General features: G+C 66.4%; 20 protein-coding genes and 2 pseudogenes. 19 read left to right on the top strand and 3 right to left on the bottom strand.

Translation table 11 applies throughout. The annotated features are described in order from the left end of the window. Positions 1–9 precede the first annotated feature (9 nt). Genes FB600_RS31100 through FB600_RS31090 form a run of 3 tightly spaced genes read left to right on the top strand, consistent with a single transcriptional unit; the run spans position 10 to position 3,889 of the window. Positions 10–1,497 (top strand): glucose-6-phosphate isomerase, encoded by a 1,488-nt coding sequence (locus tag FB600_RS31100; RefSeq protein ID WP_096751524.1) that lies wholly within the window; start codon positions 10–12, stop codon positions 1,495–1,497. After that, complete coding sequence (locus FB600_RS31095; RefSeq protein WP_017919993.1) at positions 1,494–2,723, top strand: glycosyltransferase family 4 protein; 1,230 nt, start codon at positions 1,494–1,496, stop codon at positions 2,721–2,723. The genes FB600_RS31100 and FB600_RS31095 overlap by 4 nt, the downstream gene beginning before the upstream one ends. Beyond that, positions 2,720–3,889 carry a glycosyltransferase family 4 protein gene (locus FB600_RS31090; RefSeq protein ID WP_060005942.1) on the top strand — a complete coding sequence of 390 codons (1,170 nt, stop codon included), beginning with the start codon at positions 2,720–2,722 and terminating at the stop codon, positions 3,887–3,889. The genes FB600_RS31095 and FB600_RS31090 overlap by 4 nt, the downstream gene beginning before the upstream one ends. Before the next feature lie 73 nt (positions 3,890–3,962). On the opposite strand, the gene FB600_RS31085 is transcribed toward FB600_RS31090, so the two are convergent. The 3 genes from FB600_RS31085 to FB600_RS31075 all read right to left on the bottom strand — a co-directional run bounded on the left by FB600_RS31085 (position 3,963) and on the right by FB600_RS31075 (position 6,335). Next, positions 3,963–4,712 carry an AraC family transcriptional regulator gene (locus FB600_RS31085; RefSeq protein ID WP_098152911.1) on the bottom strand — a complete coding sequence of 250 codons (750 nt, stop codon included), beginning with the start codon at positions 4,710–4,712 and terminating at the stop codon, positions 3,963–3,965. 116 nt (positions 4,713–4,828) lie between these two features. Beyond that, positions 4,829–5,170 carry an FKBP-type peptidyl-prolyl cis-trans isomerase gene (locus FB600_RS31080; protein ID WP_013690936.1) on the bottom strand — a complete coding sequence of 114 codons (342 nt, stop codon included), beginning with the start codon at positions 5,168–5,170 and terminating at the stop codon, positions 4,829–4,831. Positions 5,171–5,252: 82 nt separating this feature from the next. Next, positions 5,253–6,335 carry a LacI family DNA-binding transcriptional regulator gene (locus tag FB600_RS31075; protein ID WP_036055712.1) on the bottom strand — a complete coding sequence of 361 codons (1,083 nt, stop codon included), beginning with the start codon at positions 6,333–6,335 and terminating at the stop codon, positions 5,253–5,255. Positions 6,336–6,557: 222 nt separating this feature from the next. Between FB600_RS31075 and FB600_RS31070 the strand changes: the two genes are divergently transcribed. The 16 genes and pseudogenes from FB600_RS31070 to FB600_RS31000 all read left to right on the top strand — a co-directional run. Beyond that, positions 6,558–7,550 (top strand): substrate-binding domain-containing protein, encoded by a 993-nt coding sequence (locus FB600_RS31070; RefSeq protein WP_145757927.1) that lies wholly within the window; start codon positions 6,558–6,560, stop codon positions 7,548–7,550. A gap of 62 nt (positions 7,551–7,612) precedes the next feature. After that, positions 7,613–9,163 (top strand): sugar ABC transporter ATP-binding protein, encoded by a 1,551-nt coding sequence (locus FB600_RS31065; protein ID WP_145757926.1) that lies wholly within the window; start codon positions 7,613–7,615, stop codon positions 9,161–9,163. Continuing rightward, the gene (locus FB600_RS31060; RefSeq protein ID WP_098152907.1) at positions 9,156–10,172 is read left to right on the top strand and encodes an ABC transporter permease; all 1,017 of its coding nucleotides are present in this window, start codon (positions 9,156–9,158) and stop codon (positions 10,170–10,172) included. Before FB600_RS31065 ends, FB600_RS31060 begins: the two co-directional genes overlap by 8 nt. After that, positions 10,169–11,227, top strand: a complete 1,059-nt coding sequence (locus tag FB600_RS31055; RefSeq protein WP_145757925.1) for an ABC transporter permease — start codon at positions 10,169–10,171, stop codon at positions 11,225–11,227. The genes FB600_RS31060 and FB600_RS31055 overlap by 4 nt, the downstream gene beginning before the upstream one ends. Then, positions 11,224–12,117 carry a sugar phosphate isomerase/epimerase family protein gene (locus tag FB600_RS31050; RefSeq protein ID WP_013690930.1) on the top strand — a complete coding sequence of 298 codons (894 nt, stop codon included), beginning with the start codon at positions 11,224–11,226 and terminating at the stop codon, positions 12,115–12,117. The genes FB600_RS31055 and FB600_RS31050 overlap by 4 nt, the downstream gene beginning before the upstream one ends. Beyond that, positions 12,114–12,755 carry a nucleoside/nucleotide kinase family protein gene (locus tag FB600_RS31045; RefSeq protein WP_145757924.1) on the top strand — a complete coding sequence of 214 codons (642 nt, stop codon included), beginning with the start codon at positions 12,114–12,116 and terminating at the stop codon, positions 12,753–12,755. The genes FB600_RS31050 and FB600_RS31045 overlap by 4 nt, the downstream gene beginning before the upstream one ends. A gap of 110 nt (positions 12,756–12,865) precedes the next feature. Beyond that, positions 12,866–13,507 carry an IS110 family transposase gene (locus FB600_RS37935; RefSeq protein WP_261383510.1) on the top strand — a complete coding sequence of 214 codons (642 nt, stop codon included), beginning with the start codon at positions 12,866–12,868 and terminating at the stop codon, positions 13,505–13,507. After that, positions 13,507–13,740, top strand: coding sequence for a transposase (locus FB600_RS37930; RefSeq protein ID WP_261383509.1), 234 nt, complete (start codon positions 13,507–13,509; stop codon positions 13,738–13,740). The genes FB600_RS37935 and FB600_RS37930 overlap by 1 nt, the downstream gene beginning before the upstream one ends. 551 nt (positions 13,741–14,291) lie before the next feature. Next, a pseudogene (locus FB600_RS31035) lies at positions 14,292–14,846 on the top strand (transposase); the annotation flags it as partial. A gap of 163 nt (positions 14,847–15,009) precedes the next feature. Then, complete coding sequence (locus FB600_RS31030) at positions 15,010–16,284, top strand: hypothetical protein (RefSeq protein ID WP_145757923.1); 1,275 nt, start codon at positions 15,010–15,012, stop codon at positions 16,282–16,284. A gap of 527 nt (positions 16,285–16,811) precedes the next feature. Beyond that, entirely contained in the window at positions 16,812–18,005 is a 1,194-nt protein-coding gene (locus tag FB600_RS31025) for an efflux RND transporter periplasmic adaptor subunit (RefSeq protein ID WP_145757951.1), read from the top strand. A gap of 2 nt (positions 18,006–18,007) precedes the next feature. Continuing rightward, positions 18,008–20,029, top strand: a complete 2,022-nt coding sequence (locus FB600_RS31020; RefSeq protein ID WP_145757922.1) for a MacB family efflux pump subunit — start codon at positions 18,008–18,010, stop codon at positions 20,027–20,029. Between the two features lie 6 nt (positions 20,030–20,035). After that, entirely contained in the window at positions 20,036–21,415 is a 1,380-nt protein-coding gene (locus FB600_RS31015) for an efflux transporter outer membrane subunit (protein WP_145757921.1), read from the top strand. 170 nt (positions 21,416–21,585) lie between these two features. Continuing rightward, positions 21,586–22,131 carry a GNAT family N-acetyltransferase gene (locus FB600_RS31010; protein WP_098183224.1) on the top strand — a complete coding sequence of 182 codons (546 nt, stop codon included), beginning with the start codon at positions 21,586–21,588 and terminating at the stop codon, positions 22,129–22,131. 184 nt (positions 22,132–22,315) lie between these two features. Further along, positions 22,316–22,879: pseudogene (locus FB600_RS31005) on the top strand (helix-turn-helix domain-containing protein); the annotation flags it as partial. 32 nt (positions 22,880–22,911) lie between these two features. Continuing rightward, positions 22,912–23,037: transposase (locus FB600_RS31000; RefSeq protein WP_261383521.1), on the top strand; the 126-nt coding region annotated here is incomplete at its 3' end.

Raw genomic sequence — 23,037 nt, 5'->3', positions numbered from 1 at the left:
CCGAGCCGCATGAGTACGCCCGCCTATCCCGTCGAACCGCTCGCCCGCGCGCGCCGCGGCAAGCAGCCCAAGCGGCGCCTGCTGGCCGAGCCCAAGCACTGGGCCGCGCAGGCCGGCCTGTGGACGCTCACCGGGCTGCTGATCCTCGCGCACCAGGGCTCGATCCTGACCCTGGCGTTCCCCGCGCTGTCGATCGCCACCGGTTTCTGGCTCTACTTCCGCAGCCCCGCGCGCTACGTGGGCTTCGTCTGGTGGCTGTGGTTCCTGGCGCCCGAGGTGCGGCGCCTGGCCGACTGGTCGCGCGGCGCCTACACGCCCACCAGCCTGATCCAGATCGCGCCGCTGGCGGTCACCATGATCTGCGGGCTCGGCCTGCTGCGCCACTACCGCGTGCTGGCGCAGCGGCGCGGCCTGCCGATGCTGATGATCCTGGCCGGCCTGGCCTATGCCTATTTCGTCGGGCTGGTCTCGGCGGGCCTGTTGGCCGCCACCTACGACCTGGCCAACTGGATCTACCCGGTGCTGATCGGCTTCCACATCGCGGTGAACGCGCGCGACTACCCCGAATACCGCGACGTGATCGTCTCGACCTTCGTGTGGGGGATGCTGGTGATGGGCGCCTACGGCATGGTGCAGTTCTTCATCATGCCGGCCTGGGACGTGCTGTGGATGGTGGGCTCGCAGATGGCCTCGCAGGGCGAGCCGGTGCCCTATGGCGTGCGCGTGTTCAGCACCATGAACTCCTCGGGGCCGTTCGCCTTCGCGATGATGGGCTCGCTGGTGTTCATGCTGGCGGCCACCCAGCGGGTGCGCTGGCTGGCCGGCGGCGCCGGCTTCATCGCCTTCATGCTGTGCCTGGTGCGCTCGACCTGGGGCGGCTGGGTGATCGCGCTGGCGGTGCAGCTGGCGAAATCCTCGAACCGCGTGCGCCTGCGCATGGTGGTGGGCGCGATGGTGCTGGCCGGGCTGTCGGTGCCGCTGCTCACGGTGGGCCCGGTGGCCGACCGGCTCGGCCAGCGCCTGGAGTCGATCACCAACCTCAAGGACGATCGCAGCTACGACGATCGCAACAAGTTCTACGCCAGCTTCGCGCAGACCGCCTTCACCGACGTGGCGGGCGAGGGGCTGGGCGCCACCGGCGCCTCCACCAAGCTGTCCAGCGACAGCGGCGAGCTCGGCAAGTACGGCAGCTTCGACAGCGGCGTGATGAACGTGCCCTTCGTGCTCGGCTGGCCCGGCACGCTGCTCTACCTGTCGGGCACGCTCTGGCTGCTGGCGCGCGCGCTGCGCGTGTCGTTCGGGATGCGCGACGACAAATACGTCGCCGCCTGCGTGAGCCTCGCGATCTCGATCTTCGCGATGCTGGTGTTCACCAATTCGCTGATCGGAACGGGAGGTTTGTTGCTGTTCATGAGTTTGTTTTCGATCCTGGCGGCATCGCATTGGCAAAAAATCCAGCGTGCCGCCGCCAAACGCAATCGGGGAGCAGGACTGTGAGAATCGCCATCGTCACGCACGTGGTCCGTCACAACGACGGGCAAGGCCGCGTCAACTACGAGATCGCACGCGCGGCACTTGCCGAGCAGTGCGAAGTGACGCTCGTCGCGTCGCATGTCGCGCCGGAGCTGCTGGAGCACCCTCGGGTGCGCTGGATCCCGGTGCAGCCGGGCCGCTTCTGGCCGAGCAACCTGCTGCGCCAGCAGGTGTTCGCCCTGAAGAGCGCGCTGTGGATCAACCGTCATCGCGACGAGTTCGACGTGCTGCATGTGAACGGCTTCATCTCGTGGGTGCGTGCCGATGTCAATACCGCGCATTTCGTGCACGGCGGCTGGTTCGCCAGCCGCTACTACCCGTTCTCGCCGGGCCGGGGCCTGTGGTCGGCCTATCAATACGTGTACACGCGCGTCAACGCGGTGCTGGAGCGCTGGGCCTACCGGCGCTCGCGCGCGGTGATCGCGGTGTCGGGCAAGGTGGCCGACGAGATCCGCCGGCTGGGCATCGACGGCAACCGCATCGGCGTGATCTACAACGGCGTGGACGCGCAGGCCTTCGGCGGCGCGCAGCCCGATCGCGGCGCCTACGGGCTGCCGCAGGACGCCTTCCTGCTGCTGTTCGTGGGCGACCTGCGCACGCCGCGCAAGAACCTCGGCACCGTGCTCAAGGCGCTCACCGAGCTGCCCGAGCACGTGCACCTGGCGGTGGCCGGCTACCTGCCCGGCAGCCCCTATCCCGAGGAGGCGCGCGCGCTGGGCATCGCCTCGCGCGTGCACTTCCTCGGCCTGGTCAAGACCATGCCGCAGCTGATGTCCTCGGTGGACGCCTATGTGTTCCCCTCGCGCTACGAGGCGATGAGCCTGTCGCTGCTCGAGGCGATGGCCGCCGGCCTGCCGGTGGTGACCGCGCGCACCGCGGGCGGCGCCGAGATCATCACGGCCGATTGCGGGATCGTGCTCGACGATCCGGACGACGCCAACGCGCTGGCCGGCGCGATCGGCTCGCTCGCGCATTCGCGCGAACGCTGCCGCGAGATGGGGCGCGCCGCGCGCGCCCTGATGAACGATTTCGGCTGGAACCAGATGGGCGCCCAGTACCTGGCGCTCTACCGGAGGCTGATTTCCCAACCTCAACCGATTTCGTCGGGCACGCAGGCCGTGAATCCGCCGCCGGCCCACGTGCCGACCCAGGGCCCCGGCCCGTTGCCCACCCAGGAGCCCCTCCGATGAGCACCCTTCCTCAATCTTCGAGCATCAAGTCGTTGCAGATCGGCATGCACTGGTTCCCCGAGCGCGCCGGCGGCCTGGACCGCATGTACTACTCGCTGGTCGGCGCGCTGCCCGGCGCGGGCGTCGCCGTGCGCGGCGTGGTGGCCGGCTCGGGGCGCGTGGCCGCCGACACCGGCGGCGCGATCCGCGGTTTCGGCTCCGCCGCGCAATCGCTGCCGCGCCGCATGATGGCCGCGCGTCGCGCGCTGCGCGAGGTGATCCGCCACGAGCGGCCCGACGTGGTGTCCTCGCATTTCGCGCTCTATACCTTTCCGGGGCTCGACGTCACGCGCGGCATTCCGCAGGTCTCGCACTTCCAGGGCCCCTGGGCCGACGAGAGCCAGGTGGAGGGCGCCGATTCGCTGGGCCAGCGCGCCAAGCGCTACCTGGAGCAGACCGTCTACGCGCGTTCCTCGCGGCTGATCGTGCTGTCCAGCGCGTTCGCGGAGATCCTGACCTCGCGCTACGGCATCGCGCGCGACAAGGTGCGGATCGTGCCGGGCTGCGTGGACACCGCCCAGTTCGACCTGCCGATCACGCAGGCCGAGGCGCGCCGCAAGCTGCAACTGCCGCAGGGCCGGCCGATCGTGCTGGCGGTGCGGCGCCTGGTGCGGCGCATGGGGCTGGAAGACCTGATCGACGCGGTCGACCAGGTGCGCCGCCGCCATCCCGACATCCTGCTGCTGATCGCCGGCAAGGGGCGGCTGGCCGAGGAACTGCAGCAGCGCATCGACGCGGCGGGGCTCGGCGAGCATGTGAAGCTGCTCGGCTTCGTGCCGGACGAGCACCTGGCCGCGCTGTATCGCGCCGCCACCGTCAGCGTGGTGCCGACCGTGGCGCTGGAGGGCTTCGGGCTGATCACGGTGGAATCGCTGGCTTCCGGCACGCCGGTGCTGGTCACGCCGGTGGGCGGCCTGCCCGAGGCCGTCTCTGGGCTCTCGGAGGAGCTGGTGCTGGGCGGCACCGGCACGGCGGCGATCGCGCAAGGGCTGGACGGCGCGCTGTCGGGCACGCTCAAGCTGCCCGATGCCGATGCCTGCCGCCGTTACGCGCGCGAGAACTTCGACAATGCGGTGATCGCCAGGCGCGTGGCGCAGGTCTACGAGGAAGCGATCCGCGCGGCCTGACGCCGGCGAGAGGGAAGGGCAGGCGGTGACGAAGAACGGCGCGGGCGCCATCGAGGGCCCGCGCCGTTCGCGTTCAGTGGCGGCCGGCCCGCCACTGCCCGGGCGCGACGCCGAAGCGCCGCGTGAAGGCATGCGTCAAGGCGCTCTGGTCGGCGAACCCGACGTCGGCGGCGATCTCGGCCAGCGCGCGCGAGGGATTGGCGAGCAGCAGCACGGCCGTGTCGAGCCGCAGCTTGAGCAGGTATCGATGGGGTGTTTCGCCGAAGGCGTCGACGAACAATTGATGGAAGCGCCGCATCCCGAAACCGCAATGCGCGGCCAGGTCGGCCACCCGCAGCGGCTCGGCCAGCCGCGTGCGCAGCCAGCGGTCGATGCGCGCGAAATCGAGGCGGGCCGCGTCGCCGGCGGGCGAGGGCGCGCCGGCAAGCAGGGCCTCGCAGAGCCGCGCGGCCGCCTGCCAATGCAGCGCGCGCGAGTCGCCGCGCGTAGTCAGCCGTGCCAGCTCGTCGACCAGGCTGCCCAGCGCGGGCGCCACCGCGAACGGCCGGCCGCGCTCGAACAGGCGCTCGGGCACCGCCAGCGAGGCGATCGGCAGGTCCAGCACGAGCTGGTGATTGGGGCCGAGCCCGGCGTAGTCGTGCCGCGCGCCGGCCGGGATCAGCCAGGCGTGGCGGCCGTCGATGCGCTCGGCCACGCCGTCGATCGACATCAGCATCTGCCCGTCCACGCCCAGCACGACCTGGTGGAAGTCATGCACGTCCGAGGCCTCGGCGCGCTCGTAGGCGCGCAGCGAGATCGACGGGGCGGCGAGGCGGGTAGTCATCGGAAGAAAGGAAAACGGAAAGGGCGGGCGTCGGCGCGTGAGCGGCTCGGGAGCCGGCGCATGGACCTGGCAGGAAGCCGGCTGGACAAAGCCGGCCTCGCGCCCCGCCCGCGGCCTCAGACGGCCAGCAGCTCGACCTCGAACACCAGGGTGGCGTTCGGCGGGATCACGCCGCCCGCGCCGCGCGCGCCGTAGCCGAGTTCGGCCGGGATCGTCAGGCGGCGCGTGCCGCCGACCTTCATGCCCTGCACGCCCTGGTCCCAGCCCTTGATGACCATGCCGCCGCCGAGCACGAACACGAACGGGTCGTTGCGATCCTTGCTCGAGTCGAACTTCTGACCATCGGTCAGCCAGCCCGTGTAGTGGACCGTGACGGACTTGCCGGCGACGGCTTCGGCGCCCGAGCCTTCGGTCAGGTCTTCGTACTTGAGGCCGGTTTCGGTGGTAACGACAGTCATCTGCAACTCCTGAATTGAACGGACAAACCGCTATTGTAGGGGAGCCGGCCGGACAGCGGTCGGCGCGCCCCGGCGGTGCGCCTCAGGACAGGTCCGGATCGACGCGCGGTTCGGCATCGTTGGTGTCGAAGCGCTCGCCGAAGCGGGTCGGCACCACGATGCGCGGATGCGGCCCGCCGGCGATGCCCTCGGCCGCGGCGCGGTCCACCAGCGCGAAGGCCTCCGACATCATGGTCTGCACGTCCTGGCGCAGCATCGTCACGTCGAAGGGCAGGTGCACCGCGAACGGATCCCAGTCGAAACAGCCGACCACGGCGCGCTGCCATTCGGCCAGCGGCAGGTCGGCAGCGTATTGCACCAGCCCCTCGAAGGCGGTGATCGAGTTCATCAGCATGCCGGCCGGCAAGCGGCCGAGCCGCGCCACGCGCCGCGCCAGCGCCTCGCGCGTGGCGGCCGGGCCGTAGCCGCAGCACTCGATCGCATCCTCGGCCGGGGCCGGCAGGCCGCGCGCCGCGAAGGCGTCGCGAAAGCCGGCGATCCGCATCTCGGTGGCGTATTCGTGGGCGATCCCGCCCAGCAGGATCAGTTCCTCGGGCACCGCGCCGCGCGCGAGCATCTTGTCGAGCAGCATGCCGGCCAGGGTGCTGGCGCCCTGGCGGTTGTCCGACACCACCGAGGGCGCGCCCTCGCCGGGCAGGTCGAGATTGACCGAGGGCACGCCGGCATCGGCGCACAGCGCGTTGAGCGGCCCCGGATCGCGTACCCCGGCGATGAACAGCAGCTCGACGCGCTGCGACAGCAGGGTTCGGGTCACGTTCAGCTCCACCTCCGGATCGCGCTTGGTGCCCACCACGATCGGGCACAGCGCGCGGCCCTTGGCGCGCTCCTCGAAGGTCTCGGCCAGCCCCGCGAAGAAGCGGTTGCGGTAGTGCGGAATGATCATCCCGGCCAGCCCCGAGCGCGACAGCCGCAGCCCCCGCGCGCTCTGGTTGACGTGGTAGCCGAGCGCGCGCGCGCACTCGAGGATGCGGCGCGCGGTGTCCTCCTTGATGCGGTAGCGCGCCCAGTTGCCGTTCAGCACCATGCTGACCGTCGAGGTCGACGAGCCGGTGGCCCGCGCGATGTCGTAGATGGTCGATTTCTTGCCGCTGGATGTGGAGTTCATTGGTCGTCCCGTGCGCGCCTGCCTCGGAATCCTGGCGGGGCGAGGGCGGGCCGCTCCGCTTGCCATTATCAGGGTTTTCCCATGCTTCCCGTTGGCGCTGAATGGATTCAGCATACACGAACTTTTTCTGCTGAATGGATTTAGCAGCAAAAAGCGAACTGTAAGAACGCCGCTTGCCGGCGCCTCGGCACGGCAGCGGCCCTCACTGGAACGGGAGGAGACATGGTGGGCAAGCTGATGCGCAGGTTCTGCGTGGGCATGACGGCATTCGCGCTGGCGACGGGCTTGGCGCTCGCCTCGCCGGACAAGCCGGTGATCGGCGTGGTGGTGAAGGTGGGCGGGATTCCCTGGTTCAACGCGATGGAGGCCGGCATCAAGAAGCGCGCCGACCAGCTCGGCGTGAAGGCCTTCATGGTGGGCCCGACCAGCGCCGACCCGGCCCTGCAGGTGCGCGCCATCGAGGACCTGATCGCCCAGCACGTCGACGTGATCGGCGTGGTGCCGAACGACGCGCAGGTGCTCGAGCCGGTGCTGCAGCGCGCGCGCGCGGCCGGCATCAAGGTGATCACGCACGAGTCGCCGCAGCAGAAGAACGCCGACTGGGATTTCGAGCTGGCCTCGGCCAAGGGTTTCGGCGAGGCCTATGCCAAGCGGCTCGCCGCCCTGGTGGGCGGCAAGGGCGAGTACGCGGTGTTCGTCGGCTCGCTGACGGTGCCGCTGCACAACGCCTGGGCCGACGCGGCGATCGCCTGGCTGAAGGCCAACGCGCCGGGCATGACCCTGGTGGGCGACCGCTACGGCGTGGCCGAGAACGTCGACGCCTCGCGCCAGACCGCGCTGGACCTGATGCGCGCCCACCCGAACCTGCGCGCGATCCTGGCCTTCGGCAGCCAGGGCCCGATCGGCGCGGCGCGCGCGGTGGCCGAGCGCGAGCAGAAGGGCAAGGTGATCGTGCTGGGGCCGTTCTCGCCGGGGCAGGGCCGGCGCCTGGTGCATGACGGCGTGCTCACCGGCGGCTACATGTGGAATCCGGAGCAGGCCGGCGAGGTGTTCGTCACGCTCGGCACGATGGTCGCCAAGGGCCAGCCGATCCAGGACGGCATGACGATCCCGGGCCTCGGCGTGGTGCACCCGAGCGGCCACAACCTGATCGTCGACCAGCTGGTCGATCTCAACGACAAGACCGTCGACGATCTCGCCAAGCTCGGCCTCTGAAGTGTGACGGCGCGCGGGGCGGCCCCGCCTCGCGCGCGCATCCTGTACTGGAGATTCGTGCCATGAATCCAGCTTCCCCCGGGCAGGCCGCGGCCGCCACCGGCACGGTGCCCGCCGCCGCGCTGGCCCCGCCGCTGCTGCAACTGGAGAACGTCTCGAAGACCTTCGGCGGCGTGAAGGCGCTGCAGCAGGTGAGCTTCGAGGTGCTGCCGGGCGAGGTGCTGTGCCTGGCCGGCGAGAACGGCTGCGGCAAGAGCACCCTGATCAAGATCGTCAGCGGCGTCTACCAGCCCGAGCCGGGCTCGCGGATGCGCTTCGACGGCGAGCCGGTCGAGGCGCTCGATCCGGCCGGCGCGCGCCGGCTCGGCATCCAGGTGATCTGGCAGGACCTCGCGCTGTTTCCCGAGATGACGGTGGCCGAGAACATCGCCTTCGAGCAGAACCTCGGCGAGCGGCTGCGCTGGGTCGACTACGGCCGCATGCAGGCCTCGGCGCGCCGCATCCTGGCGCGGCTCGGCGTCGAGCTCGACCTGGAGCGCCCGGTGCGCAAGCTGTCGATCGCGCAGCGGCAGATCGTGGCGATCGCGCGGGCCCTGGTGGCCGAGGCGCGGCTGGTGTTCATGGACGAGCCGACCGCTTCGCTGAGCCACGCCGAGACCGAGGCGCTGCTGGCGATCGTGCGGCGCCTGTCGGCCGACGGCATCGCGGTGGTGTTCGTCAGCCACCGGCTGGCCGAGGTGCTGGCGGTGTGCACGCGCGTGACGGTGATGCGCGACGGCCGCCAGGTCGGCACCTTCCCGACCGCCGGCATGACGCAGACGCGGCTCGGCGAGCTGATGACGGGCCGCAGCCTCGACTACGCGGTGCGCGACGTCGACCTGTCGGCCGCGCCGGTGGTGCTGCGCGTCGAGCGGCTCACGCGCGGGCGCGAGTACCGTGAGATCTCCCTCGAGATCCGCCGCGGCGAGATCCTCGGCCTGACCGGGCGGCTCGGCGCCGGGCGCACCGAGCTGGCGCTTTCGCTGTTCGGCATGACGCGGCCCGAGTCGGGCGCGATCGAGCTGGAAGGGCGCGCGCTCGCGCTGCGCTCGAACCGCGACGCGATCGGCGCCGGCATCGCCTACGTCTCGGAGGATCGGCTGCAGCTCGGCCTGGTGCAGCCGCAGTCGATCGGCGACAACACCTGCATCGCCGTGCTCGACGAACTGCTCGACGGCGCGCGGCTGATCTCGCCGGGCCGGCGCGAGGCCCTGGTGCGCGACTGGATCCGCCGCCTGGCGGTGAAGATCGGCCATCCCGACGATCCGGTCTCGACGCTGTCGGGCGGCAACCAGCAGCGCGTGGTGCTGGCCAAGTGGCTGGCCACCAGCCCGAAGGTGCTGATCCTCGACTCGCCGACGGTGGGCGTGGACGTCGGCGCGCGCGCCGGCATCTTCGCCATCATCCGCGAGCTGGCGCAGGCGGGCATGGCGATCCTGCTGATCTCCGACGAGATCCCCGAGGTCTATTTCAACGCCGATCGGATCCTGCACATGCGCGATGGCCGTCTCGTCGCCGAGTACGTGCCGGGCGCGGTTCCGATCGACCATATCGAGCGAGACGTCCATGCATGAGCTGCTGCGCAAGACCGGGATCGGCTCGATCGAGGCGCTGCTGATCGCCGTGCTCGCCGTGATGGCGATCGGCCTCGGCCTCACCACCTCGACCTTCCTGACGCTGTCCAACCTGTTCGACCTGCTCAACCAGAGCGCGGTCAACATCATCTTCGCGGTCGGCCTGCTGGTGGTGCTGATCGCCGGCGGCATCGACATCTCCTTCGCGGTGGGCGCCTCGGTCACGCAGTACCTGACCGCGCTGGCCGTGAGCCACCTCGGCGGCGGCAACTGGGCGCTCGGCTTCGCGGCCTCGCTCGGCTTCGGCTTCCTGCTCGGCGCGTTCAACGCGACCATCATCTACCGCTTCCGGATCGTCTCGATCGTGGTGACCATCGCCACCTTCAACCTGTTCTTCGGCGGACTGATGTTCGTCACCGGCGGCGTGTCGATCTACGACCTGCCCGACTGGTGGATGAACCGCGTCTCGCTGCTGCAACTGAGCACGTCCAGCGGGGTGGCCACGCTGTCGCTGCCGGTGGCGGTGATGGCGGCCTGCGTGGCGGCCACCTGGTTCCTGCTGCGCCGGACCACGGCGGGCCGCCAGCTCTATGCCACCGGCGACAACCCGGAGGCGGCGCGGCGCGTGGGCATCCGCATCGGCCGCATGCACTACCTCGCCTACGGCTGGCTCGGCATGATGAGCGGCGTGGCCGGCCTGATGCAGGCGCACTACGTGCAGGAGGTGGTGCCCAACGCGCTCTACGGGCGCGAGCTGGAGGTGCTGGCGGCCGTGGTGCTGGGCGGCGCGCGCCTGGGCGGCGGGCGCGGCACGGTGCTCGGCGCGATCCTCGGCATCCTGCTGGTGTCGGTCACGGCCAACGGCCTGAACCTGCTCGGCATTTCCTCGTATGCGTACAAGATGATCGTCGGCGCGGTGATCCTGATCGCGATCACGCTGTCCAGCGAGGGCGCCGCGCGCCTGGTCGGCACGCGTGTCGCGGCTTCTCGCGCCAAGGTGGGCTCATGAACACGTCGCAATCCCGTACTTCGTCCGTGTTCCGCGTGCCGGCCGACGTGGCCGGCCTGCTGGGCTTCCTGGCGGTGGTGGTGATCGGCATGAGCCTCGCCTCGGACCGTTTCCTGACGGCCGGCACCTTCCAGTCGATCGCGTACCAGTTGCCCGAGCTGGGCCTGTTCGCGCTGGCCATGCTGATGCCGCTGATCTCGGGCGGCTTCAACCTGGCCGCCACCTTCACCGCCAACATGGCGGGCCTGGCGATGGCCTGGGTGATCCAGTCGCACGGCGGCGCCGACGCCAGCCTCGGCGTGGTGCTGCTCGGCATCCTCGCGGCGCTGGCCACGGGCGCCGCGGCCGGCGCGATGATCGGCGCGATCATCGCCTACACCGGCGCGAGCCCGATCCTGGTGTCGCTGTCGGCGATGATCTTCCTGCGCGGCCTGGGCGAATTCCTCACGCGCGGCGGCGACATTTCCGGCTTCCCGCATTCGGTGCGCTACCTCGGCAACGGGCTGTGGCTCGGCGTGCCGGTGCCGCTGTGGATCTTCATCGCCTGCGCGCTGGCCTGGCACGTGGTGATGACGCGCTTGCGGCTCGGTTTCACCACCCGCATGGTCGGCTCGAACCTGGAGGCCACACGCTACTCGGGCATCGCCACGGCGCGCGCGATCACCCGCATCTACCTGCTCTCGGGCCTGATGTGCGGGGTGGCCGGGGTGGTGATGCTTTGCAGCTTCAACTCGGTGCGCGTCGGCCACGGCGAAGCCTTCCTGCTGATCTCGGTGCTGGCCTGCTTCCTCGGCCGGGTCGATCCGTTCGGCGGCTTCGGCCGGGTGGTGCCGGTGGTGATCGCGCTGGTGATCCTGCAGGTGATCGCCTCGGGCCTGAACCTGCTGGGCGCCAACCAGCACCTGGCCACCGCCCTGTGGGGCGCCTTCCTGCTCGCCGTGATGCTGGCCCGCTGGGCCTGGGCGCAAGGCGGGCTGCCATCCCTCATCCGCGAGCGCGGGCCCCGATCTCCGGTGGCCGCGCCCGCATCCCGTCGACACAAGGAGAGCGAATGAACAAGCTGGGCGTACATGCACTGGTCTGGGAGGCCGGCTGGAGCCACGAGGAAGCCGCGCGCGCGATCGCGAACACGGCCGAGGTGGGTTTCGACTTCATCGAGATCCCGGCGCTCGATCCGGCCTCGATCGATACCGCCTTCACGCGCCGCGAGCTGGAGCGCGCCGGCATCGGCTGCAGCTTCTCGCTGGGGCTCGATGCCGATTCCGACATCTCCAGCGGCGACCCGGAGAAGGCCGCGCGCGGCAAGCGCAAGCTCGAGGCCGCGATCCGCGTGGCGCACGAGTGCGGCGCGAAGCATGTCTGCGGTATCCTCTACTCCGCATTCCAGAAGAACTTCGTGCCGACCACCCCGGCCGGCGTCGCGATGTCGGTCGAGATCCTCGCGCAGGTGGCGCAGACGGCCGAGGCGGGCGGCATCATGCTCGGCCTCGAGGTGGTCAACCGCTACGAGTCGAACGTGCTGAACACGGCCTCGCAGGGCGTCGAGCTCTGCGAGCGGATCGGCCGGCCGAACGTGTTGGTGCATCTGGATACCTACCACATGAACATCGAGGAATCCGACGTGATGACGGCGATACGCGAAACCGGCGCGCATCTGGGCTATTTCCATACCGGCGATTCGCATCGCGGTTACCTGGGCTCGGGCAGCATCGACTTCGCGGAAGTGTTCCGCGCGCTGGTGTTCTCGGGCTACACCGGGCCGATCACCTTCGAGAGCTTTTCCTCGCGCGTGGTCGGACAGCCGCTGGAGGGGATCCTCGCGATCTGGCGCAACCTCTGGGAAGACGGGCGCGACCTCGCCTCGCACGCGCTGATGTACACGCGCGCCCAACTCAAGTCGGCCCAGGAAGCGCTCAAGCAGGCCGAGCGGAGCCGCCTGCCATGAGCGTGACGCGCGACGTCGATTTCGCGGCGCTGGTGGCGGCGCTGGCCGATGCCGATCCGGCCGCGCGCCGCATCGTGGCGGTGGCCGGGCCGCCCGGCGCGGGCAAGAGCAGCTTCGCCGAGCGCCTGCGCGAGGCGCTGGACGCGCCGGCGCCGGGTCGCGCCGCGCTGCTGGCGATGGACGGCTTCCACTACGACGATCGCGTGCTGGAGGCGCGCGGCGACCGCCCGCGCAAGGGCGCGCCGCATACCTTCGACATCGACGGGCTGGGCGCCATGCTGGCGCGCCTGAAGGCCGACGACGGCCGCGAGATCGCGGTGCCGGTGTTCGACCGCTCGATCGAGATCGCCCGCGCCGGCGCGGCGATCATCCCGGCCGGCGCGCGCATCGTGGTGGTGGAGGGCAACTACCTGCTGCTCGACGATCCGGCCTGGGCGCCGCTGCGCGCCTTCTTCGATCTCACCGTGATGCTGCAGGTGCCGCGCGCGGTGCTGGTCGAGCGGCTCTCGGCGCGCTGGCACGGCTACGGCATGAGCGAGGCGGCGATCGTCGAGAAGCTCGACGGCAACGACCTGCCCAACGTCGATCGCGTGCTGACGGGCTGCGTGGCGGCCGATTTCCGCGTCGCGAACGTCTAGAGAAGGAAAGGGACTTCCCCGTCCCGAGGCTGCGGCGGAAGCCGCGAGTCGGCATCAGTGTGCCAAGATGAAGTTGCGAACGTTCATCGACACCAGCGAGAGGGAAGTTCATGCCTATTGTCACTATCGAAATCGATCTTGCCAAGAATGCGTTCGCCGTTCACGGTGTGGACGAGACCGGTAAAGCGAGGCTGATCAAGCCTCGTGTTCCGCGCGATCAACTGGCGACGTTGATTGCGCAGCTGCCAGCGTGCCCCATCGGCATGGCGGCCCGCTCCGGTGCGCATCACTGGGCACGCCTGCTCCAGCAGCACCGCCATACGGTCAAGCTCATGGCGCCCAATCTGTTCGCGCCTTGTCGCATGTCGGGCAAGCGCGGCAAGAACGACGCAGTGGATGCTGCTGCGATCTGCGAAGCGGTGGCGCGTCCGAGCATGTGTTTCGTGCCGCTGAAGGACGAACCTCGGCAGGTGACGCTTTGCCTGCATCGAACACGACAAGGCTTCGTTGAAGAGCGGACCGCGACCTACGACCGGTTGCGAGGCCTGCTCTCGGAATTCGGTGTAGTGCTGCCACAGAGTCCGGAGAAGTTGCGCAGGTACATCAGGAACATCTGGACACATTGCCAGGCTGGGCGAAGCGTAGCATCAGCGATCTGCTCAAGCATGCCGGCCATATCGGTGAACGCCTGCTCGACCACGACCATGCGATCACCGAGATCGCGCGTGAGGTTGCGCGCAGCAAGAGGCTGATGCGGTTGCGCGGCATTGGCGCAACCGCGGCCAGTGCGTTACTCGCCAGTATCGGCGCCGGGCACGATTTCAGAAACGGCCGACAGGTAGCAGCCTGGATCGGACTCACGCCCGGTCAATACAGCAGGGGCGGCAAGGTGCGGCTGGGCAGTATCACGAAGGCAGGCGAGGCCTATCTGCGTGGCCTGCCGGTCAACGGCGCCCGCGCCGTTATTTGCCGGTCTCGGCGATAAACAGGATCGCATCAGCCGGTGGGTCAGAGCCCTGGTCGAGCGCCGCGGCTACTGGCGAGCCGCCGTCGCGATTGCCGTAAAGAACGCGAGATTGGCCCGGGCCTCGTTGAAATATGGCGAGAACTTTAAGCTTGAACCTGCGGCAGACTGAGTTCGATTCGAGCCTGTCGATCTACCAATGCCTGGACGCGAGCACGGACATCATGAGCACCTGGAGACGATCACTTTGCACTGCCAGCGGTGATGTGAAGCGGGTTGGACCCGCGCGGGCGTACCTGGCTAACACGGCGGGGATATCCATTCCCGGCTAGAGGATGAGGTCCCTGCACGCATCTTTCATCACGGTCCGGGCCATTGGCCCAACACGACCGGTTGTAGAACCGCAGTCCTTCACCTTCTCACCCGCACCGGCGCGGCATTGCAGCATGTATCAACAGCGAACCTCGATTGAGCTTGTGCTCAACGGGGAAGCCCTTGTAGCGTGTTATGCACTTTTCTGGCCCACCAGGGTCGAAAGTGAATGGAAAAACGATGACCGTACCGAAGCGTTATCGATGACCGACGATCTGCGCTCGATCATTCGCGTTGCGCAAGCGCGTCAGGGCCAGCCCAGCGCTGTCATTCTCGACGGAAGCGCGCTTCAGTCCACATGTGAGAGCGATCCGTGTGCAGGATACGATGGCTACAAACGCAAGCGTGGCAGCAAAACGCATATCGCTGTCGATACATTGGGATATCTGTTGGCCTCTACATCACGCCAGCCGACGAGCAGGAGCGCGCCCAGGTTCAGGAACTGGCGCAACAAGTCCAGCAAGCGACGGGCAAAGCGGTGAAACTCGCTTCCGCGGACCAAGCGCTACACCGGCAAGGATGCGGCGGCAGCCGCGAGCGCCGAAGGCATCGAGCTGCAGGTCGTCAAACTACCCGAGGCAAGGAAAGGCTTCGTGCTTTTGCCACGACACTGGGTGGTCGAGCGCAGCTTCGGCTGGCTCAATCGCTTTCGCAGGCCGGCGCGTGATTACGAGCGTCTGCCTGAAACGCTGGCCGGCTTGCACTTCGTCGTCTTTGTCTCCCTGATGCTCTCGCGCGCCGCCCGGTATTTTTGAAAGTGCATAGCAGGCTCCAGCATCGCGTCACATTAACTCGAAAAATCCACAACATTGTTTTGTAAAACAATTAAATTAATTTAAATCGCCGAAAAGAAGTCGCAATGAACTAGTATTTCTTGCGCGGCAACATTGTCTGCTGCCAATTTTTTCGGAGAAAATAATGTCCATCATTGATTCGCTTAAAAAGGCGTGGCATGACGTTGAGAAAACCATCAAAGACGCAGCCCTTTTACCCAATCATCTCATCAATGCGACAAAGCCGCAGAAAGAGGTTTCTCTCAATGTAATAATCGAAAATAGGTGGGGATCGTCGATTGGAAATGTTTCGCTATCACACACTTATGCTGGCGAGATTTTTGATCGGGCGACTTTTCCGGAAATAAAAGAAGGTGAGGAATTGGGTGCATTTGATGCCAGATTCCGAATTCACGGCAAAAGTATTGGTCATGATTATTGGATCGTCAAGTTTGAGGTGGATGATAAAATCTGGATGTGCAAGGTAAATTTTTATTGCGACCTATACTCCGAGGACTATGAGGATGGCGGACATGTGGTTTGCCGCATCGAAAAAGAAAATGGAAGTCCGGAAATGCGCATCATCCCCCCGAAAACCTCCGACGCTTCTGTCTCGCTGCAAGGCTATCCATTTCCGGAAAGCAATGCTCGTCCAGTTTACGCGATCGCGCATAAATGTAATGATAAGTACGACGTAGCCCTTTCAATTCACTCCGGATGCAATGCAATTGAATGCGACTTGAAATATGACAGCGAAGGCGAGACTATGTATGTAAGTCACGACCACGCATCCGGATTTAGCCTTGAGGCTTGGCTGGATGACACAAAAGAAGTCATGAATTCATATCCAAATGAATTTGATTTGATAATTTTTGATTGCAAATTTGTCTCCGACATTGGGGGTGAAAAAAGTAGCAAAATCCTAGTAAAAACCCGTGAAATCATCAGGAAAAAACTCACAAGCCATGGATGGCCAATAAATTTTGTTTTTTCAATATCTGAGTATAAAAATAGATCTGCATTTAGTGAGATATCAAAAAATCTAGACGGTAACGAAGGCATCGCCATCGATGAGAGTAGCGAGCCGGAAAAAGTTGAATCCTTCTTCAAGGAAATAAACTGCAAAAATGTCTGGTACGGCAACGGCATCTTCGTGGCAGGCCTCAAGGCAGTCTCCGAATCGATCAGGCGCGGGTCGGAATTGCGCGACAAAAATGGAATCATAAAAAAGGTTTACGTATGGACTCTAGAAAAAGAAGAGTCCATCAAGGAATACTACATCGACAACAAAGTCGACGGTGTTTTCATTAATCCTGTTGGCATGTTTAAAGGCGTGGGAAATGAATTGCATGTGATTTATGGGGAAAAATCTCTCAGACTGTCTCGCAGGGGAGATGATCCATTTGCAGTTCACAAATAACAACCGCGAAGGTTGAGGCAGGCTGCGGCAGTGGCGAGAACGATCAGACGTCGCTGCGCTCCAGGCACTTCACGGCAGCTAGAGATCCTGACCGTTGTGCATCCGATCGCCGTTATCGAGCGCTGGCGGTTGGCGCCGCAAGCAGCGAGCTCCTGGCCGGCGAAGTGCCGGTCGCCGGCCAGGAGCTCGTGCTCGGCGCGCATACTCGAAACCGATGGCTGAAGGTCTTGACCGAAAGTGCCGCCGGCCACCAGCCGGGACTCGGGTCAATCGAGACTCGGTCGCTGCCGGCGTGCGTCTCCCGGGCATTGAGATGCCGCTGTATCTCGCTGCACAATTCAGCACAATTTCCACACGAATCGGCGCGAATTCCTCGCTTACCATGGGTGCCTGATTCGGCCCGGCACGCCCGCGCGATGCGTACGCGGATGCCGTCGCGGGCAACACACCCGACATGCGACGCCAACCGGATCGTTCCGTTCGGCCGCACGCATCGCCGGCGCCCGCTTCATCCTCGCTGCATTCTCATGACCCAGAAGCCCCATCGTCGCCGGCGCATCGTACTGGCTACCCTTGCCGTCGTCGCGATCGCAGTCGGCGTCACGCTGAAGGCCTGCGCGCCCGACAAGCATCCGCAGTACCTGTCCGCGCTCGTCACGCGCGGCGATCTCGAGAACGCGGTGCTCGCGACCGGCGCGCTGCAGGCATTCAAGCAGGTTGACGTCGGCGCGCAGGTGTCGGGGCAGTTGAAGACGCTCAAGGTCAAGCTAGGCGACAAGGTCACGAAAGGCCAGTGGCTCGCCGAGATCGACCCTGTGATCTCGGAAAACGCGCTGCGCCAGGCGCGCGCGAGCGAAGAAAGCCTGCGCGCGCAGCAGCAATCGACCGCCGCGCAGTTGACCCAGGCCGAACTCGCGTTCCGTCGCCAGCAGGCGATGCTGCCCGACGATGCGACGTCGCGCGAATCGTTCGAAGCCGCGCGTGCGGCGCTCGACGTGCAGCGAGCGACGCTCGCGTCGCTCACCGCGCAGATCCGTTCGGCCCGCATCCAGATTGAAACCGCGCAGGCCAACCTAGGCTACACGCGCATCGTCGCGCCGATCGACGGCGAAGTCGTCGCGATCGTCACGCAGGAAGGGCAGACCGTGATCGCGCAGCAGCAGGTGCCGGTCATATTGAAGCTCGCGAATCTCGACACGATGACCGTGAAGGCGCAGGTGTCGGAAGCCGACGTGATCCGCGTGAGCGCCGGCCAGAGCGCCTATTTCACGATCCTCGGCGAACCGGACAAGCGTCACTACGGCAAGCTGCGCGCGATCGAACCGGCGCCGCAGAACTACGCCGAAGCGCAAAGCCCGCTCGGCGGCGGCGCGGGTGGCGGCGCGAAGCCGAACAGCGCGGTGTTCTACAACGCGCTGTTCGACGTGCCGAATCCCGAGCACCGGCTGCGCATCGCGATGACCGCGCAGGTCAACATCGTGCTCGGCAACGCGCGCAACGCGCTGATCATCCCGTCCGCCGCGCTCGGCGAGAAGCGCAAGGACGGCACCGTGGCAGTGCGCGTACTGCGCGCGGACGGCAGCACGGAAACGCGCCATGTCCGCGTCGGCATCAACAACAACGTGCGCGTCGAAGTGCTGGCCGGCCTGAAGGACGGCGAGCACGTCGTGATCGGCGAAGCGTCGGCGGACGAGCGCGCGCCGCTGTCGGACTTGGTGTAACGATGTGCCAGCCCCTGCTGAAACTCGCCGCCGTCACGCGACGCTTTCCGGCCGGCGACAAGGACGTCGTCGTCCTGAACAACGTCAACCTGTCGATCGACGCGGGCGAGATCGTCGCGATCGTCGGTGCGTCGGGGTCCGGCAAATCGACGCTGATGAACATCCTCGGCTGCCTCGATCATCCGAGCGAAGGTACCTACACGGTCGGCGGCCGCGACACACACATGCTCGACAGCGACGAGCTCGCGCAGTTGCGCCGCGAGCACTTCGGCTTCGTGTTCCAGCGCTATCACCTGCTGCCGCATGTCGACGCGATCGCGAACCTCGAAATGCCAGCGATCTACGCGGGCACCCCGCGCGCCGAGCGGCATGCACGCGCCCGCGCGTTGCTCGCACGCCTCGGGCTCGTGGATCGAACGCATCACCGGCCCGGGCAACTGTCCGGCGGCCAGCAGCAGCGCGTGAGCATTGCGCGCGCGCTGATGAACGGCGGCCAAGTGATCCTTGCCGACGAACCGACCGGCGCGCTCGACACGAAAAGCGGCCAGGACGTGATCCGCATCCTGCACGAGCTGAACGCGCTCGGTCATACGATCGTGATCGTCACGCACGACAAGGCCGTGGCGCGCCATGCGCGGCGCATCATCGAGATCAGCGACGGCGAGATCGTCGCCGACCGGCCGAACGGCCACTACGCGGAGGCGCTCGCGGAAGTCGGGATCGGCGAAGCCAAAGTAGCTGAAACGCCTTCCTCGCCCGTGCCGCACGATGCACCGCCGCCCGCCGACACCGGTCCCGGTCCGCGGGCCCCGCGCTTCGCCGCCGGCACCGGCCGCTTCGCCGAGGCATGCCGGATGGCGTGGACCGCGCTCGTGTCGCACCGGCTGCGCACGCTGCTGACAATGCTCGGCATCATCATCGGCATCACGTCGGTCGTGTCGATCGTCGCGGTCGGCGAAGGCGCGAAGCGCCACATGCTCGAGGAGATCGGCAGCATCGGCACCAATACGATCAGCCTCTATCCGGGTGCCGACTGGGGCGACAGCCACGCGGATACGATCCAGACGCTCGTGCCCGCCGACGTCGCCGCGCTCGCGGAGCAGCCGTACGTCGACAGCGCGACGCCGGAAACGTCGCGCACGCTGCTGCTGCGCTTCCGCAACGTCAATGTGACCGCGCTCGTGAGCGGCGTCGGCGAAAGCTATTTCCAGGCGCGCGGAATGCGCTTCGCGCTCGGCGTCGCGTTCGACGACGACGCGGTGCGCCGGCAGACGCAGGTAGCCGTGATCGACCAGAACACGCGCCGCAAGCTGTTTGGCGCGACGCGCGATCCGGTCGGCGAAGTGATCCTGGTCGACAACGTGCCGTGCGTCGTGATCGGCGTGACCGCCGACAAGAAAAGCGCATTCGGCAGCGTGAAAAGCCTGAACGTGTGGGTGCCGTACACGACCGCCAGCGGGCGCCTGTTCGGCCAGCGCTATTTCGACAGCATCATCGTGCGCGTTCGCGACGGGCAGCCGAGCGCCGCTGCCGAGAAATGCCTCGAGAAACTGATGATGCAGCGCCACGGCCGCAAGGACTTCTTCACGTACAACATGGACAGCGTGGTCAAGACCGTCGAGAAGACCGGCCAGTCACTGACGCTGCTGCTGTCGCTGATTGCGGTGATCTCGCTCGTCGTCGGCGGGATCGGCGTGATGAACATCATGCTGGTGTCGGTGACCGAACGCACGCGCGAGATCGGCATCCGGATGGCGGTCGGCGCGCGCCAGTCAGACATCCTGCAGCAGTTCCTCGTCGAGGCCGTGCTCGTGTGCCTGCTCGGCGGCACGATCGGCATCGCGCTGTCGTTCGGACTCGGTGTGCTGTTCTCGATGTTCGTCGCGCAGTGGACGATGGTGTTCTCGGCCGGCGCGATCGAGACCGCGTTCGTGTGCTCGACGCTCACCGGTGTGATTTTCGGGTTCATGCCCGCACGCAACGCATCGCGGCTCGATCCGATCGATGCGCTCGCGCGCGACTGACGAAACATGGCCATCACATATTCCTTCCCGCTTCGCCGCCTCGGCGCATTCGCCTGCGCGGCCACGCTGCTCGCCGGCTGCGCGGGTGCGCGCCACGATCCGCTGCCGGCCGTTGCGATGCCCGCGAACTGGGCCGCGCCGGTCACGGCCGACGCGCCTGCCGCCACGCGCGACTGGTGGCGAAGCTTCGGCGATCCGCAACTCGACGCGCTGATCGACGACGCGCTGCGCGCCAACAACGACCTCGCGATCGCCGCGATCCGCGTGTATCGCGCGCAGTTGCAGGCCGGGTTCGTCGATACGAACCTCACGCCGAACGTGACGCTCGGCGCGAACGGCGCCGTGTCGCGCACGCTCGATACGCACCGGACGAGCCGATCGAGCGGCCTCAACGGTTCGCTCAGCTACGAAATCGACCTGTGGGGCCGGCTGGCCGCGCTGCGCGATGCCGCGCACTGGGAAGCCGACGCGACGGCCGCCGATCTCGAAGCCGCACGGCTGTCGCTGATCGGCACGACCGCGGCGCTGTACTGGCAGATCGGCTATCTGAACCGGCAGATCGCGCTCGGCGACGCGAACATCGCGTATGCGGTGCGCACGCTCGCGCTCGTCCGGTCGCGGCACACGGCCGGCGCCGTGTCGGGGCTCGATCTCGCGCAGGCCGAACAGAGCCTCGCCGCGCAACGCGCGGCGCAGACGCAACTGATCCAGCAGCGCGCCGAGAGCCGCCACGCGCTCGCGATCCTGTTCGACCGGCCGCCGCAGCAGCTCGCGGCCGAGCCCGCGGCACTGCCCGACGCCGCACCGGCCGACGTCGCGGCCGACCTGCCGGCGAGCCTGCTCGGCCAGCGCCCCGATCTGCGGGCGGCGGAATTCCGGCTGCGCGAATCGCTCGCGCATGTCGACGCAACGCGCACGAGTTTCTACCCGACCTTCACGCTGACCGGCAGCGCCGGCACGACGAGCACGAGCCTCGTGCGCGTGCTGACGAACCCGGTCGGCACGCTCGGGCTTGGCCTCGCGCTGCCGTTCATCCAGTGGAACACGATGCGGTTGCAGATCAAAGTGTCGAAGTCGCAGTACGAAGAAGCGGTCGTCGGGTTCCGCCAGCGGCTCTACACGGCGCTCGCGGAAGTCGAGAATGCGCTGTCGGCGCGCGTGCAGCTCGAACGCGAGGCCGAACAGCGCGCGCTGTCGCTCGCCCAGGCGCAGCGTGCCGAACGGCTGGCCGCCGCGCGCTTCGCGGCCGGCGCGACCGCCGTACAGCCGTGGCTCGATCAGCAGCAGGTGCTGAGGAGCGCACAAAGCGCCGACGAACTGACGCGCCTGAACCGACTCAACAACCAGATGACGCTGTACCGCGCGCTTGGCGGCGGGACGTCCTGACCGGCCGGCGTTCTGTAACTTCACACCGTACCGCCGTTTTGCTGGCGGCAGGATGCGTTGGAACGGTGCACGCATGTCGGCGGTCGCATGTACTGCCGAGTCGACATCTTCTCTCGGAGCGAGGCAGAGGAGCGGTCGACTTGAAAGAGTCATCTACCAGGAGTAAAGCCTTGAAAACGACTGAAACCCATCGACTTGTGCTGCGGCGCTTTCGCCAAGAAGATGCGGCTCAACTGTTCGAGTATCTACATGAACCAATCGTCAGTTGCTTTGACTCACTAGCCCTGAAAGACATGAAGGCTGCTGAGGATGAAGCCAGAAAGCGCAGCGCGAATGACGAGCACATCGCGGTGTGCCTGAAGGAATCCGATAGGCTTATCGGGGATCTTTTTACCGTTCAGGAAGAAGACACATTCTCTATTGGCTGGAACTTCAATCCGCATTTCGGGCGCATGGGGTACGCGCAAGAAGCAGCCGAAGCCCTCGTTAAGTATCTTTTTACGGAGCGTGCCGCACGTCGGTTATATGCCTATGTGGAGGACACCAACCTGCCATCACAGCGATTGTGCAAAAGGCTCGGCATGCGGCGGGAAGGTCTTTTCAAAGAGTTCGTATCGTTCAGGAACGACAGCTTCGGCATGCCCGTGTATGAAAACACAATGCAATACGCCATTCTTCAGAAGGAATGGGCATTTTCGCGTAAATCAGGTGCGTGAGGTGACGCCAAGAGGTCGACGTGGCGGCGCATCTCGTACAGGTTGCTCACACAACCAATTTGGCATAGTTGTAGAAGTTCAGACTTGATCTGACAGCAAGGCCTTGCAAAGAGGTGGGGTTACCCGTTTTGATAGAGGTGCGAATCTTCATCAAAACAGCGCGCAAGCGCCAAGGAGTAACCCCGTGAGTAGTCTCAACCAAAACGTCATCCGCCACAAGATCGGTCTGCTGAATCTGGCCGTCGAGCTGGGCAACGTGTCGAAAGCCTGCAAGGTGATGGGGCTGTCGCGCGATGCGTTCTATCGTTATCAGAACGCCGTGGCTGAGGGCGGCGTCGATGCCCTGTTCGACAGCAATCGGCGCAAGCCGAATCCCAAGAATCGCGTCGATGAAGCGACGGAAATCGCCGTGCTGGCCTATGCCATCGAGCAGCCGGCCCACGGACAGGTTCGGGTCAGCAACGAATTACGCCGACGCGGTATTTTCGTATCTCCATCCGGCGTTCGCTCGATCGGGCTGCGTCACGAGTTGTCATCCTTCAAGCTGAGGCTCGTGGCGCTGGAGAAGCAGGTCGCTGAAAAAGGCATCGTGCTGAGCGACGATCAGGTGGCCGCGCTGGAAAGAAAGCAGGACGACGATCTAGTCCATGGCGAAATCGAAACCGCCCATCCCGGCTATCTGGGCTCGCAGGACACGTTCTACGTGGGCACGATCAAGGGCGTAGGCCGGATCTACCAGCAGACCTTTGCTCCCGCCGCCGAAACCGCGGCGAACGAAGAATCCAGGACGGTTTCCGGTTCCGAATCGGGCCCGGCATTCGATGGAACCATCTGCCAACCCAGCTCGGCTTCGGCTCGGGGGCAACCTGTTGGCGCCGACTTCGCGACTGGCACACAGCCGGCGTG

It is taken from the genome of Burkholderia sp. SJZ089, assembly GCF_007828315.1.
In the GTDB taxonomy this organism is placed as follows: Bacteria; Pseudomonadota; Gammaproteobacteria; order Burkholderiales; family Burkholderiaceae; genus Burkholderia; species Burkholderia gladioli.
Note: the sequence above shows the minus strand (reverse complement) of the source record. Positions and strands in the feature narration are given on the sequence as shown.

Excerpts from the sequence above, each read along its gene's own strand:
- FB600_RS31100 (WP_096751524.1), top strand. The coding sequence starts at position 10 with ATGAGTACGCCCGCCTATCCCGTCGAACCGCTCGCCCGCGCGCGCCGC.
- FB600_RS31090 (WP_060005942.1), top strand. The coding sequence starts at position 2,720 with ATGAGCACCCTTCCTCAATCTTCGAGCATCAAGTCGTTGCAGATCGGC.
- FB600_RS31085 (WP_098152911.1), bottom strand. The coding sequence starts at position 4,712 with ATGACTACCCGCCTCGCCGCCCCGTCGATCTCGCTGCGCGCCTACGAG.
- FB600_RS31080 (WP_013690936.1), bottom strand. The coding sequence starts at position 5,170 with ATGACTGTCGTTACCACCGAAACCGGCCTCAAGTACGAAGACCTGACC.
- FB600_RS31075 (WP_036055712.1), bottom strand. The coding sequence starts at position 6,335 with ATGAACTCCACATCCAGCGGCAAGAAATCGACCATCTACGACATCGCG.
- FB600_RS31070 (WP_145757927.1), top strand. The coding sequence starts at position 6,558 with ATGGTGGGCAAGCTGATGCGCAGGTTCTGCGTGGGCATGACGGCATTC.
- FB600_RS31065 (WP_145757926.1), top strand. The coding sequence starts at position 7,613 with ATGAATCCAGCTTCCCCCGGGCAGGCCGCGGCCGCCACCGGCACGGTG.
- FB600_RS31060 (WP_098152907.1), top strand. The coding sequence starts at position 9,156 with ATGCATGAGCTGCTGCGCAAGACCGGGATCGGCTCGATCGAGGCGCTG.
- FB600_RS31055 (WP_145757925.1), top strand. The coding sequence starts at position 10,169 with ATGAACACGTCGCAATCCCGTACTTCGTCCGTGTTCCGCGTGCCGGCC.
- FB600_RS31050 (WP_013690930.1), top strand. The coding sequence starts at position 11,224 with ATGAACAAGCTGGGCGTACATGCACTGGTCTGGGAGGCCGGCTGGAGC.
- FB600_RS31045 (WP_145757924.1), top strand. The coding sequence starts at position 12,114 with ATGAGCGTGACGCGCGACGTCGATTTCGCGGCGCTGGTGGCGGCGCTG.
- FB600_RS37935 (WP_261383510.1), top strand. The coding sequence starts at position 12,866 with ATGCCTATTGTCACTATCGAAATCGATCTTGCCAAGAATGCGTTCGCC.
- FB600_RS37930 (WP_261383509.1), top strand. The coding sequence starts at position 13,507 with ATGCGGTTGCGCGGCATTGGCGCAACCGCGGCCAGTGCGTTACTCGCC.
- FB600_RS31030 (WP_145757923.1), top strand. The coding sequence starts at position 15,010 with ATGTCCATCATTGATTCGCTTAAAAAGGCGTGGCATGACGTTGAGAAA.
- FB600_RS31025 (WP_145757951.1), top strand. The coding sequence starts at position 16,812 with ATGACCCAGAAGCCCCATCGTCGCCGGCGCATCGTACTGGCTACCCTT.
- FB600_RS31020 (WP_145757922.1), top strand. The coding sequence starts at position 18,008 with ATGTGCCAGCCCCTGCTGAAACTCGCCGCCGTCACGCGACGCTTTCCG.
- FB600_RS31015 (WP_145757921.1), top strand. The coding sequence starts at position 20,036 with ATGGCCATCACATATTCCTTCCCGCTTCGCCGCCTCGGCGCATTCGCC.